The organism is Rhodoplanes sp. SY1, assembly GCF_046000175.1.
Taxonomy (GTDB): domain Bacteria; phylum Pseudomonadota; class Alphaproteobacteria; order Rhizobiales; family Xanthobacteraceae; genus Rhodoplanes.
Window position 1 is genome coordinate 1 of record NZ_JBEOMB010000055.1, and the last position, 17,332, is coordinate 17,332.

Below are 17,332 nucleotides of genomic sequence, written 5' to 3' on the forward strand. Positions count from 1 at the left end.
ACCAGCACAAGGCCTGGCTCCATCGCCGGAGAGTGCAGCCATGAGCGGTCGGCTCTCGATCATCGCCACGACCGCGACGGCGGCGATCGTGGTCCTTTCGACGCTCGGGCCAAAGCCCCGCCCGTCCTTCGTCTGGAACGTGTCGGCGAGCGTCCCGACCGGGCTCTACGCCGTCGAGCCGGCGCGCAAGCTCGCCGTCACCGACCTCGTGGTCGCCATGCCGCCGGAGCAGCTTGCCAGAGAGCTCGCCGATCGCGGCGTTCTCCCGGCGGGCATCCCGTTGATCAAGCGTGTGCTCGCTCTGTCGGGACAGACGGTTTGCCGGACCGGGCTCGAGATCGCGGTCGACGGACTCGCTATGGGACAAGCGCTCGAACGCGACCGGCAGGGGCGACCACTGGCGAGCTGGGACGGCTGTCGTGTCCTTCGCCACGGCGAGGTCTTCCTGATGAACTGGGACGAGCCGCTGTCGTTCGACGGCCGCTATTTCGGACCTCTGCCGGTCAGCAGTGTCGTCGGGCGTGCGATCCCGGTCTGGGTGTCGGAGGAATGATACACGCGGACTCCTCCGCCAGAGTTGGCGCGCCGCGTCGTCCCGACCGCACGCGGCGTATCCCGTGCAGCCGCTCGCCCGCATCATCCGAGTGATCTTCCATGGACCTCGTGACGTTGGTGGCCTTGTGCGCGATCGGCGTGGACCCGAAGGTGATGCATGCGCTCGTCTGGCATCAGTCCGGTGGCGAGCCGTGGTCCTTCACGGTGCCGGGCGAAGCCAAGCCGCGCGTCTTTCGAAAGGTGCGGGACGTCGTGGCCGAAGCACGCGCCGTCCCCGCTACCGCTACAGTCCGGGTCGGCCTTGCTGGTCTGTCCGTGACGCCGTCAGTCGTGACCATGCTGACGTTTCTGCCTTGTCCGAACGTCGCGACCGCAGCGCGCCAGATCGTCCAACTCCGGACGCGGTGCGAGGCGAACGGGCGCACGGACGTCGACCCGACCTCGTGTGCTTTTGCAGCCTATCACGGATCCTGGGAGCGCCCCGATACGAGGTTTGCGGCCGCCGTGCGAGCGTCAGTCGCCAATGGTGACGCGCCGGATTTCGACATGCCGGGTGACACGGGGCTCGAATTCCGCGACGTGGTGCTCGACCTCGAAGCGCCCGCATCTGACGTCCCTTCGTCCCGGTCATTATCGGTTGCCGACGACCGCGAGCGCGGGTGGAGCAGTGGCCTGTTCCCGGTGCCCCGGGCGTCGTCCGGCAACCCGTCCGAGCGACGATCTGTCACCGTTTCAGCAGCCGGTTCCCTGCAGCGGAATAGCAATCCGAACGTCAAACCACGCGCCGACGATCCGCCGGCCGATGGTCTGTTCGTCGCTCGCTCGTCACGGCGGGAGCCCTGATCGTCGATCGGGGACTGTCGGAATCTGATCGCAGCCTGTCGTGAAGAATGCGGGAGGGCAGGAGTGAGGACGCCACGACCGAAGGATTGCAAGATTAAAGGCGCGGCACGCCGGTCTCGCCAAGCCCTTGCGGAGGCTCGGCGATCGGCGGTGCCATCGGTCGGTCGGCGTGCCGCTGCATGGAGATTCACGAACCGTCACAAGGGCATTGGCGGCACCGAGCAGCCGAAGCGGCGCCGATGACCAAGGATCGTCGTTCCGACGATCTGCGCGTCAGGCCGGGCCGGATCCGCGATCGCGGTGTCCGCGCGAGACCCAAGACATTCGTCGGCCAGGTCCTCGCCGCCGCGCAGAAGGCGGGGCATGTCGGCAAGGGTTCACGACCGGGCCAGTCGCCGTCGCCGGGATGTTCGACCTTCGGGCGCGGCCGCGGCGTGGCGTTCGGTGGACGCCGGCTTCTCGACCCGACGCGGCGGGTCCTGGTCAAGGCGCGCATCATGCGCCACCGCGGCCAGGTGTTCCGGGCGGCGCCGCTCTCCGCCCATGTCGCCTATCTCCGGCGCGAGGGTGTCGGCCGGGACGGCGAGAAGGCACAAATGTTCAACGCCGGCGGCGACACCGACGAGAAGAGCTTCGTCGAGCGGTGCGCAGGCGACCGCCACCACTTCCGCTTCATCGTCAGTCCGGAAGAGGCGGCCGACTTGACCGACCTGAAGGCCTTCACGCGCGACCTCCTCGGCGACATGGAGCGCGATCTCGGCACGCGGCTCGACTGGGTCGCGGTCGAGCACTGGAACACCGACAACCCCCACGTCCATCTTCTGGTGCGAGGTCGGGCCGAGGACGGCCGCGACCTCGTCATCAGCCGGGACTACATCACGCGCGGGATGCGGGAGCGCGCCGAGCACCTCGTCACGATCGAGCTCGGCCCCAAGACCGAGCGGGACCTGTGGGCATCGCTCGACCGCGACGTCGGCGCGGACCGATGGACCCGGCTCGATACCGCCATCCGGCGTCACGCCGACGAAGCCGGGCTGATCGATCTGCGGATGTCGGCCGGGAGCGGGACCGATCCGGAGATCCGCCGGCGGATGATCGGCCGGCTGCAGCGCCTGGAACAGATGGGACTCGCCCGGCCCGAGGGGGCTGCCCGTTGGTCCGTCGTTCCGGATGCCGAGCGCACGCTTCGCGACCTCGGCGCCCGCCGCGACATCATCGAGGCCATGCATCGTGCCGCCGCGGAGCGGGGGATCGAACGCCCGATCGGCGACTACGTGATCCACGACCAGACGGACCGCCCGACGATGACGGGGCGCCTTATAGCCAAGGGCCTGCACGACGAGCTCGGCAGCGAAGCCTATGCCGTGATCGACGGCGTCGACGGCCGGCTCCACCATGTCCTCTTTCCCGACCTCGACCGGCTGGAGCATGCCCCGCCGGTCGGCGGGATCGCGGCCGTGCGGCACTTGCAGGCCGAAACCGGGACCAGGGTAAATCGGATCCTGAGCGTGCGGTCCGACCTGACGCTCGACGCCCAAGTGACGGCGATTGGCGCGACTTGGCTCGACCACCAGCTCCTGGTGCGCGACAAGGCGGCGCTGTCCGAGGGCGGCTTCGGCCGCGAGGTGCGCGACGCGCTCGACCGGCGCGTCGACCATCTGGTCGGGGAGGGGCTCGCGCGTCGCCAGGGCAGCCGCGTCGTGTTCGCCCGCGATCTCCTCGCAACGCTGCGGCGGCGTGACCTCGATGCCGCAGCGGCGCGGATCACCGCCGAGACCGGACTGGCTCATCGCACGCCGGCCGAGGGCGAGTCCGTCGCTGGCGTCTATCGCCAGCGCCTGACCCTCGCCTCGGGTAGGTTCGCCATGATCGACGATGGGCTCGGCTTCTCGCTTGTACCGTGGCGGCCGTCGCTCGAGCCGCACATCGGGCGGCCGGTCTCCGGTCTCGTCCGAGCCGGAGGCGTCGACTGGACGCTCGGCCGACAGCGCGGCCTCGGCATCTGATCGCTGCTTCGGCCTCGTGAGCCGGTCGCCTCTCGGATCGATCTCGTTCCCACGCCGCTCTCGCGACCCCGGTCATTGCACGACCGCCTTCGCCACGGTGCGACGACGCCATGCGGCCCGTTGCAGGCCGTCGACCACGCTCGTCTAGTCGTAGCATCACGGCTGAGGAACCAAGCGTGTCTGCGACAAAGATCCTCTGGGGCCAGGTCCTCGTCGTCTCGCTGATCGTGCTCGCCGCGACCTGGGGCGCGACGCAGTGGACCGCCTGGCGGCTCGCCTATCAGCCCCAGCTCGGCCAGCCCTGGGCCGAGGCTTTCGGTGTTCCGCTCTATCCGCCGCCCGCGTTCTTTCTGTGGTGGTTCCGGTTCGACGCCTATGCCCCGAAGATCTTCCTCGAGGGAGCCGTCATCGCCTCCTCCGGCGGCTTCCTCGCGATCGCCATTGCGGTCGGGATGTCGGTGTGGCGCGCCCGTGAGGAGAAAGAGGCCGCCACCTACGGCTCGGCCCGGTGGGCGACCGAGCGGGAGGTCCGGACCGCCGGACTGCTCGGCGAGAACGGCGTCGTGCTCGGCCGGCTCGGCGGCGCCTACCTCCGACACGATGGACCCGAGCACGTGCTCTGCTTCGCGCCGACCCGCTCCGGCAAAGGCGTCGGCCTCGTCGTGCCGACGCTCTTGACCTGGCCGGGCAGCGCCATCGTCCACGACATCAAGGGCGAGAATGTCCGCCTGACCGCCGGATGGCGCGCGACCTTCGGCCGGGTCCACGTGTTCGACCCGACCAATCCGGCGAGCGCCGCCTACAACCCGCTGCTCGAGGTCCGGCGCGGCGACGCCGAGGTGCGCGACGTCCAGAACGTCGCCGACATCCTGGTCGATCCCGAAGGGGCGCTCGAACGGCGGAACCACTGGGAGAAGACCAGCCACTCGCTCCTCGTCGGCGCGATCCTGCACGTCCTCTATGCCGAGCCCGACAAGACGTTGGCCGGCGTCGCAACCTTCCTGTCCGACCCGCGCCGCCCGATCGAGCTGACGCTGCGGGCCATGATGGTGACGCCCCATCTCGGGGACCGCCCGCATCCGGTGATCGCGTCGGCCGCCCGCGAGCTTCTGAACAAGAGCGAGAACGAGCGCTCGGGCGTGCTCTCGACCGCAATGAGCTTCCTCGGCCTCTACCGCGATCCGGTGGTCGCCGCCGTGACGTGCCGCTCCGACTGGCGGATCGCCGACCTCGTCGACGGCGAGCGCCCGGCGACGCTCTATCTGGTCGTGCCGCCCTCCGATATCAGCCGGACCAAGCCGCTGGTGCGCCTCGTCCTCAATCAGATCGGCCGGCGGCTGACCGAGGAGCTCGACCCCAAGGGGCGCCGGCACCGGCTCCTCCTGATGCTCGACGAGTTCCCGGCGCTCGGTCGGCTCGACTTCTTCGAGTCGGCGCTCGCCTTCATGGCCGGTTACGGCCTCACGAGCTTCCTAATCGCGCAGTCGCTCAATCAGATCGAGAAGGCCTACGGGCCGAACAACGCGATCCTCGACAACTGCCATGTGCGGGTGGCGTTCGCGACCAACGATGAGCGGACCGCACGGCGTGTCTCCGACGCGCTCGGCCAGGCGACCGAGCTGCGCGCCATGAAGAACTATGCCGGCCACCGCCTCTCGCCCTGGCTCGGGCATCTCATGGTGAGCCGCCAGGAAACCGCCCGGGCTCTGCTCACTCCCGGTGAAGTCATGCAGCTGCCGGCCACCGACGGGCTCGTTCTCGTCTCCGGCCTGCCCCCGATCCGCGCCAAGAAGGCTCGCTACTACGAGGACAGACGCCTTACGGCGCGATTGCTGCCGCCTCCCTCGGCTTCGGCCGGGGAAGGTGGTCCCGGCGGCCGACCCCGAGCACAGGTCGACGACTGGACGGGCTCCCGTGACCCGATCCCATCGTCTCCTGCCGCGACCGGTTCGGCCGCCGGGTCTCTCACCCGAGCGAGCGACCCGGACAATGCCGGCATCCGCCGCGAGCCGGAGCTGCCCGAGCACGAGGCGATCGTCCCCGAGACGCCGCCAGCGAGGCGCGAGTTCGATCTGATCGACGACGACGTGGACGACGTCCCGCCGCCGACCGATGGACTCGGGCAACGCATGCGCGGAGCGGCCCGGCAGGCCGCGATGGACCCGAACGACGGCATCGATCTTTGAAGGAGCGTTGCATGAAGACGCGCATGAACGTGTATTTCGAGGCGGAACTCCTGCAGAAGGTCGCCGACCTCGCGGCCCGTCGGAACCTGTCGAAATCCCTGGTCGTCGAGGCTGCGGTCGCCTCGTTCCTGTCGCCGGACGCAGAGGACCGCCGCGAGGCGGCATTCGCGCGCCGGCTCGACCGCCTCAGCCGGCAGATCGAGCGGCTGACGCGCGATGTCGCGATCTCGAGCGAGGCCGTTGGCCTGTTCGTGAGGTTCTGGCTAACCGCCACCCCACCGATCCCCGATGCCGCATGGACGGCCGCGAAAGCCACCGGCACCGAACGCTACCAGGCCTTCGTCGACGCCCTCGGCCGCCGCGTCGCCAAGGGCCACAGCTTCATTCACGAGGTCTCCGTCGAGGTCGAGGGGCTGGGGGCGTCGTCACCAGAGGCGTCGGCCGATGCAAAGAGTTGACCCACCAGCCCTGGGTCATGGGGAGCGGAGCTGCGCGCCCTGGTTTGTCGAATCCATAACCGCGGATAACAATCTGTTTCTGTTTCGTGCCAATCCCGCGGCGGAGCCGGTCTGGTTGCGAGCAGCTCGAGGTTACACGATGTGATCGGAGACGGCCGCCGATCGGCGACCGTCTCTGCGGAATCGATTCAAACCCGAAGCAGCGTCTTAATGGCGCGGCGCTCATCCATGGCCCGATAACCCTCGGCGACATCGGCGAGCGGAAGCTCGAGGTCGAAGACCTTGCCGGGATTGATCTTGCGCTGAAGTACCAGATCGAGCAGGTGCGGCAGAAAGCGGCGCACCGGGGCGGGGCCGCCCAGCATGCCGACCTGGGCGAAGAACAGCGACTGCCCGTCGAGCTCGACGCCATGCGGCACCCCGACATAGCCGATCATGGCGCCGGGCCGGGCGCACCGGATGGCCTGCGCCATCGACTCCTTGGTGCCGACGCATTCAAGGACCGAGTCGGCTCCGACGCCGGCGGTCAGCTCCTTGATCCGCGCCACGCCGGCCTCGCCGCGCTCCGAGACGATGTCGGTCGCCCCGTATCCGAGGGCGAGATCCTGCCGCGCCTTGTGACGGCTCATCGCGATGATGCGGCCGGCGCCCATCTGCTCGGCAGCGAGGACGCCCATCAGCCCGACTGCCCCGTCGCCCACCACGGCGACCGTCGACCCGGGCTGGACCCGCGCCGCATCGGCCGCATACCAGCCGGTGCCGAGCACGTCGGAGGTGGCGAGCAGGCTCGGAATCAGATCGTCCGCCGGAAGCGAAGTCGTCGCGACGAGGGTTCCGTCGGCGAGCGGCACACGCGCCAGCGGCGCCTGCGCTCCGGTCATGAACTCGCGCTTCTCGCACGACGACTGGAAGCCGAAGCGACAGTGCGGGCAGGTGTTGTCCGAGATGCAGAACGAGCCGACGACGAACTGGCCGGGCCGCACCGTCGTCACGGCACTGCCGACCTCCTCGACAATGCCGCAGTACTCGTGGCCCATGGCCATCGGCGCCGTGACGTCGTTCAGCCCGCGAAACGGCCACAGATCGGACCCGCAGATGCAGGAGGCCGAAAGCCGTATGATGGCATCCGTCGGATGCAGGATTTCGGGTTCGGGAACCTCCTCGCAGCGAACGTCCCCAGGACCATGGAGCATCGTTCCGAGCATCAGTCTGTCTCCTTCATGATCGGGGCCGGCGTCCTTCGGAACGCGCCGTCTCCGCACAGGCCGCACAGCCGTGCTGCATTCGGGGCGGACCGGAGCCCGCACGGCAACCTCGCATCGTCGTTCGCCCATCGATCCGAGGGACATCGTCGCCGCGAGTTAGTTGGACGATGATAGGCCAAAAGCTAGGCGCTTCGCGAGCCACGAGGTAGATGATGCCTCGCGCATGAGCTGATGAACCCATCTCATCAATGATCCAGCGGACGTCGTGTTCATCGTGCTCGCCGTGCTTGCATTCATGAAGCAGGGACATGACCTCATTCGCTCGATTCCGGCTAATGCGCTGAACTGTGCTTCCGTAGGATCACGACCGTCGGCCACCGACGTTCGGTCCGACGATCATCGGCTGGCGAGGAGTACGAAGGATGGACATCAAGCGCATCGGCTCGCTGCCGTCACGGCGAGGACCGGAGGAGTACTTCACGGGCGTGGTTCGGATCGACGCGCCGTTCTCGGGAAGCGGCACGCTGAGCGGCGGAACAGTCACGTTCGAGCCCGGCGCCCGCACCGCCTGGCACATCCATCCGCGCGGCCAGACGCTGCTGGTCACGGCCGGCTTCGGCCGCGTGCAGCGCGAGGGCGGGCCGATCGAGGAGATCCGTCCCGGCGACGTCGTCTGGTTCGAGCCCGGCGAGAAGCACTGGCACGGCGCCGCTCCCGATTGTGCGATGACGCACATCGCTATCGCCGAGATCGCCGGCGGATCGGCCGTGACTTGGATGGAGAAGGTCACCGACCACCAGTACGGCGCCTGACACAGAGAGCGTTCAAAGACAGGCCGGGCCAGACCCCGCGTCCGCCGGCCGCAGGAGGACCGTCGCATGGCCGACAAATCCACCATCGGGCAAACCCACTACGCCGATGTCGCTTCGGCGCTCGCCGAGTTCACCAACCGGGTGCTGTTCGACGAGGTCTGGGCCCGCCCCGGGCTGTCACGGCGGGACAAGAGCATCGTCACGGTGTCGGCACTCGTCGCGCTGTACCGTATCAACGAGCTGCCGGGGCACATCAAGCTCGCGCTGGAGCACGGCGTGACGCGCGAAGAGCTGACCGATCTGGTCACGCACCTGGCCTTCTACTCTGGATGGCCGACGGCCTCGTCGGCCGTCGGTATCCTGCGGAAGACGCTCGGCGAGATTCCGGCCTGAGGCCGTGGCTGAATTCAGAAGGAGAGCGCACATGCGCATCGGTATCGTCGGCGCTGGCTGGCTCGGCGGGTCGGTCGGACGGGCCTGGGTCAGGTCCGGGCACGAGGTGATGTTCTCGTCCCGCCATCCGGAACGTCTCCGCTCCGAGATCCGGAACCTCGGGGCGCTCGCTTCGGCCGGGACCGTCGCCGAGGCGGCGGCGTTCGGGCCCGTGGTGCTCGTCGCGACGCCCTATGCCGCGCTTCCTGACATCGGCCCCGAGCACGCGGCCGCGCTCGCGGGCAAGGTCGTGCTGGACGCGACCAACCCGTGGGGAGGCGAGCCCCTGCAGGCGGACGTCGAGCGCGACGGCGTCGCCATCACCTCGGCCAGGCTGCTGCCGGGCACACGCCTGGTCCGCGTCTTCAGCGCCGTCGACGCCTCCGACGTCGAAGCGTCCTCGCTGGGGCGAGGCCGCAAGCTCGGCGTACCATTGGCCGGCGACGACGCGGACGCGGTCGAGACCGCGGCCCGGCTCGTGCGGGACGCAGGTTGCGAGCCGCTGGTGGTCGGCGGGCTCGCGTCGGCGCGGAGCTTCCAGCGCCACGGGCCGGGCTTCCGCGCCAATACCGATTATGCGAAGCTTCGTCGAATTCTGGGGCTGACGGAGAGCGCGTGACGTTGTTACCCGGTGGTCCCAACCCGATGCCGAGAGTCGTGGCCCGCGGCTGTAGACGGCGCGGCATGTCAGCCACGGCATCGTCTGGAGCGCCGGGCGACCCATGATCGTTTTCGAAACGATTCTCGTGCTGTTGCTGGGAGCGGTGCTGCTGTCGATGCTGGCGCGGAGGATCGGCGTGCCTTATCCGACGCTGCTCGCTCTCGGCGGCGGTGCCCTCGCGCTCGTTCCGGGCGCGCCGCGCCTCGAGCTGCCGTCGGACCTGATCCTGGCCCTGTTCGTCGCGCCGATCCTTCTCGACGCCGCACACGACACGTCATTGCGCGACATGATGCGGCTGTGGCTGCCGGTCTCCTCGCTTGTGATCGTCGCTGTCGGCTTGACGACGACGGCGGTCGCGATCACGGTACGCTGGTTGTTCCCCGACATGCCGTGGGGCGCCGCCATAGCCCTCGGCGCCCTGCTGGCGCCGCCTGATGCGGTCGCGGCACTGGCGGTGATGCGGCAAGTCACTCCGCCACATCGCATCCGGGCCGTGTTGGAGGCCGAGAGCCTGCTCAACGACGCCTCGTCGCTGCTCATCTACAAGCTCGCCGTCGTGGCGGTTGTGACCGGGTCGTACAACGTGGCGGGCGCCTTGCCGTTGTTCCTTCTCGTTTCCGTCGGCAGCGTGATCGCCGGCTTCTGCCTCGCCAAGCTGATCCTGCATGTCACCGCTGAGATCGACGACGCCGCCACCGTCACGGTGGTGCAGTTCGTCGCCACGTTCGGCGTCTGGCTGCTCGCCGAGCACCTCGCGCTGTCCGGCGTCGTGACCATCGTGGTGTTCGGACTCACGACGGCACGACGAACATCTTTGTCGGAGCCTGCCCGCATCCGTGTCATTTCGTTCGCTACCTGGGAGACCATCACGTTCGTGCTGAACGTGCTCGCCTTCACGCTGATCGGGTTGCAGTTGCGGCCGATCCTGGAGACGCTCGAGCGCTCGCGGCAGATCGAGTGGCTCCTCTATTCCGCCGTCGTCGTGGTCGTCGTCGTCGTCGTACGGCTGGCCTGGGTGCTGCTTCACGGCCTGGCGTCCCGTCTCGGGACGGCCATCACTGGTCGCCGAGCCGGACGGGAGACGAACGCGCATTCGTTGAAAGGCGCGCTCGTCGTCGGCTGGGCAGGCATGCGGGGGATCGTCACACTGGCCGCCGCACTCGCTCTCCCGGAGGGGTTCCCCTATCGCGACTTCATCCTCCTTTCGGCCTTTACCGTGGTGCTGGGCACGCTCGTCGTGCAGGGTCTGACACTCCGTCCGCTGCTCCGGCTGCTAAAGCTGCCGGCGGACGATCCGATCGCCAACGAGTTGGCGGTCGCGCGCGGGACCGTGCTCGAGACAGCCATGCGCATCCTGGACGAGTCGCAGGATCCGGCGGCGGAGCGGCTGAAGCACGAGTATCGCGCCGCGCTTGCCTACACCTGCGACGGCGACGATCCCGGCAACTCGCCGTACAACCGGTTGCGGCGGGACGTCATGCCGTCTGCACGGCAGGCGTTGTCGGCACTGCGTGCGACTGGACGGATCGGCGACGAGGCCTATCGCCAGGTCGAGGAGGAACTCGACTGGGGCGAGCTGAGCGCCCAGTCGAGCGATCGCCGGAACTGATCGGGCGAACCGACCGGGGCGCGGGTTCGAAGGAAGCCGTGCCCGCGCGTCTCTCCCCCGCGCATCTTCGGCATGATCCCACGCCGGCCGCGGCGGCTATCGGCCGGTGGTGGCCATCAGATGGGCCGGGTAGCGCTCGCCCTCGATGTCGAGGGCGGCCAGCGCCTGACGGATCTCGGCGAGGTCGGCTCCGCTCAGCTCCACGTCCGCCGCGCCGAGGTTCTCCTTCAGACGATGAAGCTTCGTGGTCCCGGGGATGGGAACGATCCACGGCTTCTGCGCGAGCAGCCACGCCAGCGCGATCTGCGCGGGGGTCGCCTTCTTGTCGGCGGCGATCCGCTTCAGGAGATCGACCAGCGCCTGGTTCTTCTCGATCGCCTCCGGCGTGAACCGCGGCAGGATCTTGCGGAAGTCGTTCTCGCCGATCGTCGTGGTCTTGTCGATCGCACCGGTCAGGAAGCCCTTGCCCAGGGGGCTGTACGGAACCAGGCCGATGCCCAGCTCCTCGCAGGCGTCGAGGATGCCGTTGGTCTCGGGACCGCGGGTCCACAGCGAGTACTCGTTCTGCAGCGCCGAGACCGGCTGAACCGCATGGGCGCGCCGCACCGTCTGGGCGCTTGGCTCGGACAGACCGAAATGCCGGACCTTGCCCTGCGCGATCAGATCCTTGACGGTGCCGGCGACGTCCTCGATCGGCACGTTCGGATCGACGCGATGCTGATAGTACAGATCGATGACCTCGATGCCGAGTCGCCGGAGCGACGCGTCGCACACCTCGCGGATATGGGCCGGCTGGCTGTTCATCCCGGCCATCTTGCCGTTCTCGACGTTGAAGCCGAACTTGGTGGCGATCACCACCCGGTCACGCACCGGGCGGAGCGCCTCGCCGACGATCTCCTCGTTGGTGAACGGCCCGTAGATCTCGGCCGTGTCGAAGAAGGTGACCCCGAGGTCGACCGCCTGGCGGATCAGCGCGACGCTGTCCGCGTTGCTCAGCGCGTGGTCATAGCTGAAGTTCAGTCCCATGCAGCCGAAGCCGATCGCCGAGACCTCGAGGCCCGATTTGCCAAGTCGACGCTTTTTCATTTCTCACTCTCCAGTCATTCGGCAGCCCGCGGCCGTCGTCTTCTGAACTGTCTGTCATTTCGGCGCGAGCTCGCCGAACCAGTAGGACGCCGTGACGCCACCATCCATGAGGACGTCGCTTCCCGTGATGAATGCGCCGTCCGGCCCCATCAGAAGGGCGCCCACGTTTCCCACCTCGTCGGGCGTTCCGGCGCGGCCGACCGGGCACAGTTCGATCATTTGCCGGTATCCCTCGCCGCGAGGACCGCTCAATTCATCCTTGGCGAGCGGCGTGATAATAATGCCGGGGCTGATCGTGTTGACCCGTGCGCCGCGCTTGCCCCACCGCACCGCCTCGGCCATGACCCGCAAGGAGTTGCCGCGCTTGGAGAGCTGGTAGGCGTGGAGCGGGTCCTTCACCTGGTCGGGCTGAAGAAAATCGAGCGAGAGCAACTCGTCCGCCGGCGTCGTCGCCAGCGCCGCGTTCTGCTCGGTCGTCAGCGCGCCCAGGCGGTGCCCGGACTGCGAGGCGATGACCACCCCGGCGCCGCCGTGCGCGATCACGTTGCCGAACTCTTCCAGCACCAGGGCGGTGCCGTAGAGGTCGACCTTCAGGATTGCCGCCGGCGAGGCCTGGGACGGCGAGACGCCGGCGGCATGAATGACGCCGGTGACCTCGCCGATCGCTGTGGCGGCCTCCACCAGCGCATGGATGGACGCGCGCGAGGACACGTCCACGGTCGTCGTATCGACCTCGAAACCGGCGTTTCTCAGCACCGTGGCCGCCGCCTCGGCGTTCTCCCGGCGCAGGTCCGCCAGCAGGATGTGCTTGCCGGACCCGATTCGCCGCGCGATCGCCTGACCGATCGATCCGGGCCCGATGACGACGACGACATTTTTCATAGGTTTCTCCTGCTGCAGCTCGTCCGGTCAGGAAGCGTTCGCGAGCGCTCCATCGCCCGGCCTCACGTTCACAATGCCGCTGTTCAGCCGAAACTTACCGCACCCGGCTCCAGGGCATTAGCTCATGAGATCGGCATGATCTTATGGGTGTGATTCATGAAACCGACATTCCCTGACGCAGTGTGGCGGGGCGGTGCGCTGGCTGGTGGCAACTTCGTTTGGCCGCCTCAGGGTCGTTCGGGGTCCACGACGAGCGCGTCCGACGAGCCTGTCCGGCGCGCAGCGGGCCGACGCGACCTCGCCTGTGGCCTGGGTGCATGCTCGTCGACGACATTCATGAGACGCACCGATAGGTCCTTGTGGGCCCTCATGGCTAATCGTGGTCGAGGACGGCAGCTATTCTGGGACCATCGCGACCATCCTGATTGCCGCGGGTGCCTCGCCTGGGTTCATCGGCTGGCGGATGCCGGCACGGCGGGAGTCGACAGCACTGATCTCGTCGCGGATTTCAGGTGTTTCGAAGCGGAAGGAGTTGCTAGGCCATGCCTCTCATCAGCCATTCGGCACGAACGCGGGCCGGTGCTCTGATCGTCGGCGCCGTCTTGAGCAGTCTTGCGTTCGGTGTTGTGGGCGTCCCGTCCAAGGGGCTCGGCGCCGAGACCCGCCGAAACAGCATCGGGATGGAGTTCGTCGCGATTCCCGCCGGAACGTTTCTGATGGGAGCCTCGCCGAACGACCGCGAGGCCTCCGAAGGCGAAAGGCCCCGACATTCGGTGACGATCACCAAGCCCTTCTTTCTCGGCCGCCACGAGGTGACCCTGGCGCAGTGGGAGGCCGTGATGGGGAGCAGTCCCTACACGCAGTCCCGTTCCAATCCCTTCTACGACCTTCCCGGGATGGCGCAGAGGCTGCGGCATCCGGACAACCCCGCGACCGTCTCCTGGAACGACGCTCAGGAGTTCATCCGGCGTCTCAATGCGGCCGAGGGACGCGACCGCTATCGTCTGCCCACCGAAGCGGAGTGGGAGTATGCGGCGCGGGCCGGAACGACGACGATCTACTCGTTCGGCGACGATGCGAGGGATCTCGGTCGCCACGCCTGGTTCGGCGAGAGCTTCGCCTCGGGCTCGACGCACGCGGTCGGCCGGAAGGACCCCAATCCGTGGGGCCTCTACGATATCCACGGCAATGTCTGGGAGTGGGTCCAGGACTGGTACGATGAGCGCTACTACGTCGTGAGCCCCGAGGTCGACCCTCCCGGCCCGCCGACCGGCACCCGCAAGGTGGTGCGCGGCGGAAGCTGGCACGAGACCGGAACCGGTTGGCGCTCGTCTGCGCGGCGCCCTTACGAACCAGTTTACCGTGGGATCAGCATCGGATTTAGGGTGGTGATGAGGGTCGACTAGATACAGCAAGCTGTCTGGGCTTCCGCGACGTAGAGGTCGCACTATCGACCGCCTACGACGACGGCCGGCCGGATCGGATCGACGAAAGATCCCTGGCAAGTGAGGCTTTGCCTCCTCCAATTCATGAATCAGGCACATAGGTCCTTGCAGGATCAGGTGCCTAATCAAGGACGCCGGGCCACGTTACGGTTCTCGTGGCGCATCGTCGGAACTCGTCGAGGCAGATCGGCGCTGCCGCATAGTGCGGCCTCGATATCATCTCGTGCGAGCCGTTGTTCGGACTCGAACGGGACCGGATCGGTCGGCTCTCCGCAACGAGAGTCGATGCGATCTTTGGAATTCGAGCGGGCGCGCAGCGTGTGGCTCCACGTTCGGCATTCGATCCGGCCCGGTCGTGACGAGGTTGTTCCGAATCCGACCGGCGGGCCGTCGTCGCCTGACGGCCAAAACCTCCGACCTCCACACCAGCCCGAATCCTTCAGTCTCGAGCAGGGAGCGCGACATGGCGAAACTCAACATCAACGGAATGATCGTGACCGTCGAGGTCGAGGACGACACGCCCCTGCTGTGGGTCATTCGTGAGCATGTCGGCCTGACCGGCACCAAATACGGCTGTGGCGTCGCCCAGTGTGGAGCCTGCACGGTGCATATCGACGGCGTGGCGACGCGCTCCTGCGTGCTGCCGGTCAGCGGCGTGACCGAGGAGCAGAAGATCGTCACGATCGAGGGGCTCGGCGCCGAGAAGCCACACCCTGTTCAAGAGGCATGGGCCGAGCTCGACGTCGCCCAATGCGGCTACTGCCAGCCCGGCATGATCATGGCCGCCTCGGCACTGCTGGCGCAGAACCCGACTCCGAGCGACGACCAGATCCGCGCCGAGATCACTAATATCTGCCGCTGTGGCACGTATCCGCGCGTGCTGGCCGGCGTGAGGCTCGCCGCCACCCGCCTGCCGACCAACCGAGGCTGAGAGGGTCGCCATGACCATGCAGACGACGCCCCACCCTCGCGGCCTTCGCGCTCGCGACGCTCTCTCCCGCCGCGGTTTTCTGTCAGGCACCGCAGCGGCGGCCGGCGCGTTCTCGCTCGGCTTCTCGTTTCCGTTGCCGGGCCGCGCCGTGGCGCAGACGGGCTCTCCCGAGGTCAATGCCTGGGTGGTGATCCAGCCGGACGAGACCGTGATCGTCCGCATCGCCCGCATCGAGATGGGACAGGGCGCGCTGACCGGGCTCGCGCAGCTCGTCGCCGAGGAGCTCGATTGCGACTGGGACAAGGTGCGCTTCGAGCTGGTGAAGCCCGGCGAGAACAGGCGCCGTGGCAATCCGTGGCGGGCCCAGGCGACCGGCGGCTCACGGGCGATCCGTGGCTCGCACGACTATGTCCGCATGGGCGGAGCGCAGGCTCGCGCCGTGCTGGTGCAGGCGGCGGCCCAGGGCTGGGGCGTCAGTCCGGCGGACTGCACCGTCTCGAAGGGCGTGATCACCCACGCGGCGAGCGGCCGCACCACCACCTACGGGGCGGTCGCCGACGCGGCGAACCGGATCACTCCGCCGGCCGACGTGAAGCTGAAGGATCCGAAGGACTGGACGATCGCCGGCAGGCCGGTGAAGCGCCTCGACACGCGCGACAAGCTCGACGGCTCGCTGGTCTACGGCATGGACTACCGGATGCCGGGCATGCTGGTGGCGGTGCCGAAGGCCTGTCCGGTCCACGGCGGCAAGCTGAAGCGCTTTGACGCCGCGGCCGTGTCGACGATGCGCGGCGTGAAGCACGTCCTGCGCGTCGACGACGAGACGGTGGCGGTCGTGGCCGACACCTTCTGGCGGGCTAAGACGGCGCTCGAGGCGCTGCCGATCGAATGGGACGAGGGACCGAGCGCGCATGTCTCCAGCCGAGACATCGCAGCGACGCTGCGCGAGGGGCTGACGGCGGAGACGCTGTTCGTAGGCAATCGCGCCGGCGACGCCAAAGCTGCTCTCGCTAGGCCGGAGCGCGTCATCGAGGCGGACTACAGCTTTCCCTACCAGAACCACGCGCCCATGGAGGTGCTGTGCGCCACGGTGCGCTGGACGCCGGGCCGTTGCGATGTGTGGGGACCGACCCAGGTTCCCGAGGCCGCGCTCGCCACCGTCGCGACCGCCGCGGGGCTGTCGCAGGACGCCTGCGAGATCCACGTCATGCGCATCGGCGGCAGCTTCGGCCGCCGCCTGCAGACCGACTACCTGCGGATGGCGACCCTCATCGCCAGGCAGATCCCCGGCACGCCGGTGAAGATGATGTGGACGCGCGAAGAGGACATGGCGCAAGGCCGGTTCCACCCCGTGACACAGTGTCGGCTGCGCGGGACGCTCGACGCGAACGGCGACGTCGCGGCCTTGCACATGCGCATTTCGGGACAATCGATCGCAGCCTATGCCTACCCGTCGGCCATGACCAGCAACGGCGATCCCTTCATCTTCCAGGGGCTGGTGCCGGACGGGTCCGAGACGGCGATCGGCTACACCGTCCCGAACCTCCTGATCGATTACGCCATGCGCAACCCGCACATCCGGCCGGGCGCCTGGCGCGGCGTCAATCTCAATCAGAACGCCGTCTATCTGGAGTGCTTCATCGACGAGATGGCCCACGCGGCGGGGCAGGATCCACTGGCCTTCCGTCGCAAGCTGATGGTGAACCATCCCAAGCACCTCGCCGTGCTGGAGGCGGCCGCCAAGGGCATCGGGTGGGACACTCCGCCCGCGAAAGGCATCCATCGCGGCATCGCACAGATCATGGGGTTCGGCAGCTATGTGGCGGCCGCCGCCGAGGTCTCGGTGACGCGTGGGCGGCTGAAGATCCACCGCCTCGTCGCCGCCACCGATCCGGGGCACGTCGTCAATCCCCAGCAGGTCGAGGCACAGGTCGCCGGCTCCTTCGCCTACGGGCTCTCGGCCCTGCTGTACGGCGAATGCACCGTCAAGGACGGGCGCATCGAGCAGTCGAACTTCGACAGCTACAACGTGATGCGCCTGGACGAGATGCCGGTCGTCGAGGTGATCACGGTCCCGTCCGGCGGCTTCTGGGGCGGCGTCGGCGAGCCGACCATCGCGGTGGCCGCCCCCGCGGTCCTGAACGCCATCTTCGCGGCGACCGGCAAGCGCGTCCGCGACCTGCCGCTGGCCAACATCGATCTCGGCTCGACGTGAGCGACA

15 protein-coding genes are annotated in these 17,332 nt (G+C 68.1%); 12 read left to right on the forward strand and 3 right to left on the reverse strand.

What is annotated here, in order from left to right:
• Window positions 1-40 precede the first annotated feature (40 nt).
• The 5 genes from ABTU92_RS15350 (at window position 41) to ABTU92_RS15370 (ending at window position 6,048) form a co-directional block, all read left to right on the forward strand.
• On the forward strand, window positions 41-553 hold the full coding sequence (locus ABTU92_RS15350; protein ID WP_408092099.1) for a S26 family signal peptidase: 513 nt from the start codon (window positions 41-43) through the stop codon (window positions 551-553).
• A 101-nt stretch (window positions 554-654) separates the two neighbouring features.
• On the forward strand, window positions 655-1,398 hold the full coding sequence (locus tag ABTU92_RS15355; protein ID WP_408092101.1) for a hypothetical protein: 744 nt from the start codon (window positions 655-657) through the stop codon (window positions 1,396-1,398).
• A gap of 239 nt (window positions 1,399-1,637) precedes the next feature.
• Entirely contained in the window at window positions 1,638-3,404 is a 1,767-nt protein-coding gene (locus tag ABTU92_RS15360; protein ID WP_408092103.1) for a relaxase/mobilization nuclease domain-containing protein, read from the forward strand.
• A 176-nt stretch (window positions 3,405-3,580) separates the two neighbouring features.
• Window positions 3,581-5,590, forward strand: coding sequence for a conjugal transfer protein TraG (locus ABTU92_RS15365; RefSeq protein ID WP_408092105.1), 2,010 nt, complete (start codon window positions 3,581-3,583; stop codon window positions 5,588-5,590).
• 11 nt (window positions 5,591-5,601) lie between these two features.
• On the forward strand, window positions 5,602-6,048 hold the full coding sequence (locus ABTU92_RS15370) for a CopG family transcriptional regulator (RefSeq protein WP_408092107.1): 447 nt from the start codon (window positions 5,602-5,604) through the stop codon (window positions 6,046-6,048).
• Between the two features lie 188 nt (window positions 6,049-6,236).
• Here the strand turns inward: ABTU92_RS15370 and ABTU92_RS15375 are convergent, their stop codons facing one another.
• Window positions 6,237-7,253, reverse strand: coding sequence for a zinc-dependent alcohol dehydrogenase family protein (locus ABTU92_RS15375; protein ID WP_408092109.1), 1,017 nt, complete (start codon window positions 7,251-7,253; stop codon window positions 6,237-6,239).
• 422 nt (window positions 7,254-7,675) lie between these two features.
• Between ABTU92_RS15375 and ABTU92_RS15380 the strand changes: the two genes are divergently transcribed.
• From ABTU92_RS15380 to ABTU92_RS15395, 4 genes are all read left to right on the forward strand, one after another.
• Window positions 7,676-8,065 carry a cupin domain-containing protein gene (locus ABTU92_RS15380; RefSeq protein ID WP_408092111.1) on the forward strand — a complete coding sequence of 130 codons (390 nt, stop codon included), beginning with the start codon at window positions 7,676-7,678 and terminating at the stop codon, window positions 8,063-8,065.
• Window positions 8,066-8,131: 66 nt separating this feature from the next.
• The gene (locus tag ABTU92_RS15385; RefSeq protein ID WP_408092113.1) at window positions 8,132-8,458 is read left to right on the forward strand and encodes a carboxymuconolactone decarboxylase family protein; all 327 of its coding nucleotides are present in this window, start codon (window positions 8,132-8,134) and stop codon (window positions 8,456-8,458) included.
• A gap of 31 nt (window positions 8,459-8,489) precedes the next feature.
• Window positions 8,490-9,116 carry an NADPH-dependent F420 reductase gene (locus ABTU92_RS15390; RefSeq protein ID WP_408092115.1) on the forward strand — a complete coding sequence of 209 codons (627 nt, stop codon included), beginning with the start codon at window positions 8,490-8,492 and terminating at the stop codon, window positions 9,114-9,116.
• Window positions 9,117-9,219: 103 nt separating this feature from the next.
• Window positions 9,220-10,767, forward strand: coding sequence for a cation:proton antiporter (locus ABTU92_RS15395; protein ID WP_408092117.1), 1,548 nt, complete (start codon window positions 9,220-9,222; stop codon window positions 10,765-10,767).
• Between the two features lie 96 nt (window positions 10,768-10,863).
• Here the strand turns inward: ABTU92_RS15395 and ABTU92_RS15400 are convergent, their stop codons facing one another.
• Window positions 10,864-11,853, reverse strand: coding sequence for an aldo/keto reductase (locus ABTU92_RS15400; protein WP_408092119.1), 990 nt, complete (start codon window positions 11,851-11,853; stop codon window positions 10,864-10,866).
• A 54-nt stretch (window positions 11,854-11,907) separates the two neighbouring features.
• Window positions 11,908-12,735: an SDR family oxidoreductase gene (locus ABTU92_RS15405; protein WP_408092121.1), complete on the reverse strand. Its 828-nt coding sequence runs from the start codon at window positions 12,733-12,735 to the stop codon at window positions 11,908-11,910.
• Window positions 12,736-13,277: 542 nt separating this feature from the next.
• Between ABTU92_RS15405 and ABTU92_RS15410 the strand changes: the two genes are divergently transcribed.
• The 3 genes from ABTU92_RS15410 to ABTU92_RS15420 all read left to right on the forward strand — a co-directional run bounded on the left by ABTU92_RS15410 (window position 13,278) and on the right by ABTU92_RS15420 (window position 17,326).
• Complete coding sequence (locus tag ABTU92_RS15410; RefSeq protein WP_408092123.1) at window positions 13,278-14,141, forward strand: formylglycine-generating enzyme family protein; 864 nt, start codon at window positions 13,278-13,280, stop codon at window positions 14,139-14,141.
• A 502-nt stretch (window positions 14,142-14,643) separates the two neighbouring features.
• Window positions 14,644-15,111 (forward strand): (2Fe-2S)-binding protein, encoded by a 468-nt coding sequence (locus ABTU92_RS15415; protein ID WP_408092125.1) that lies wholly within the window; start codon window positions 14,644-14,646, stop codon window positions 15,109-15,111.
• A gap of 10 nt (window positions 15,112-15,121) precedes the next feature.
• On the forward strand, window positions 15,122-17,326 hold the full coding sequence (locus tag ABTU92_RS15420; RefSeq protein ID WP_408092127.1) for a molybdopterin cofactor-binding domain-containing protein: 2,205 nt from the start codon (window positions 15,122-15,124) through the stop codon (window positions 17,324-17,326).
• The last annotated feature ends 6 nt before the right edge of the window (window positions 17,327-17,332 follow it).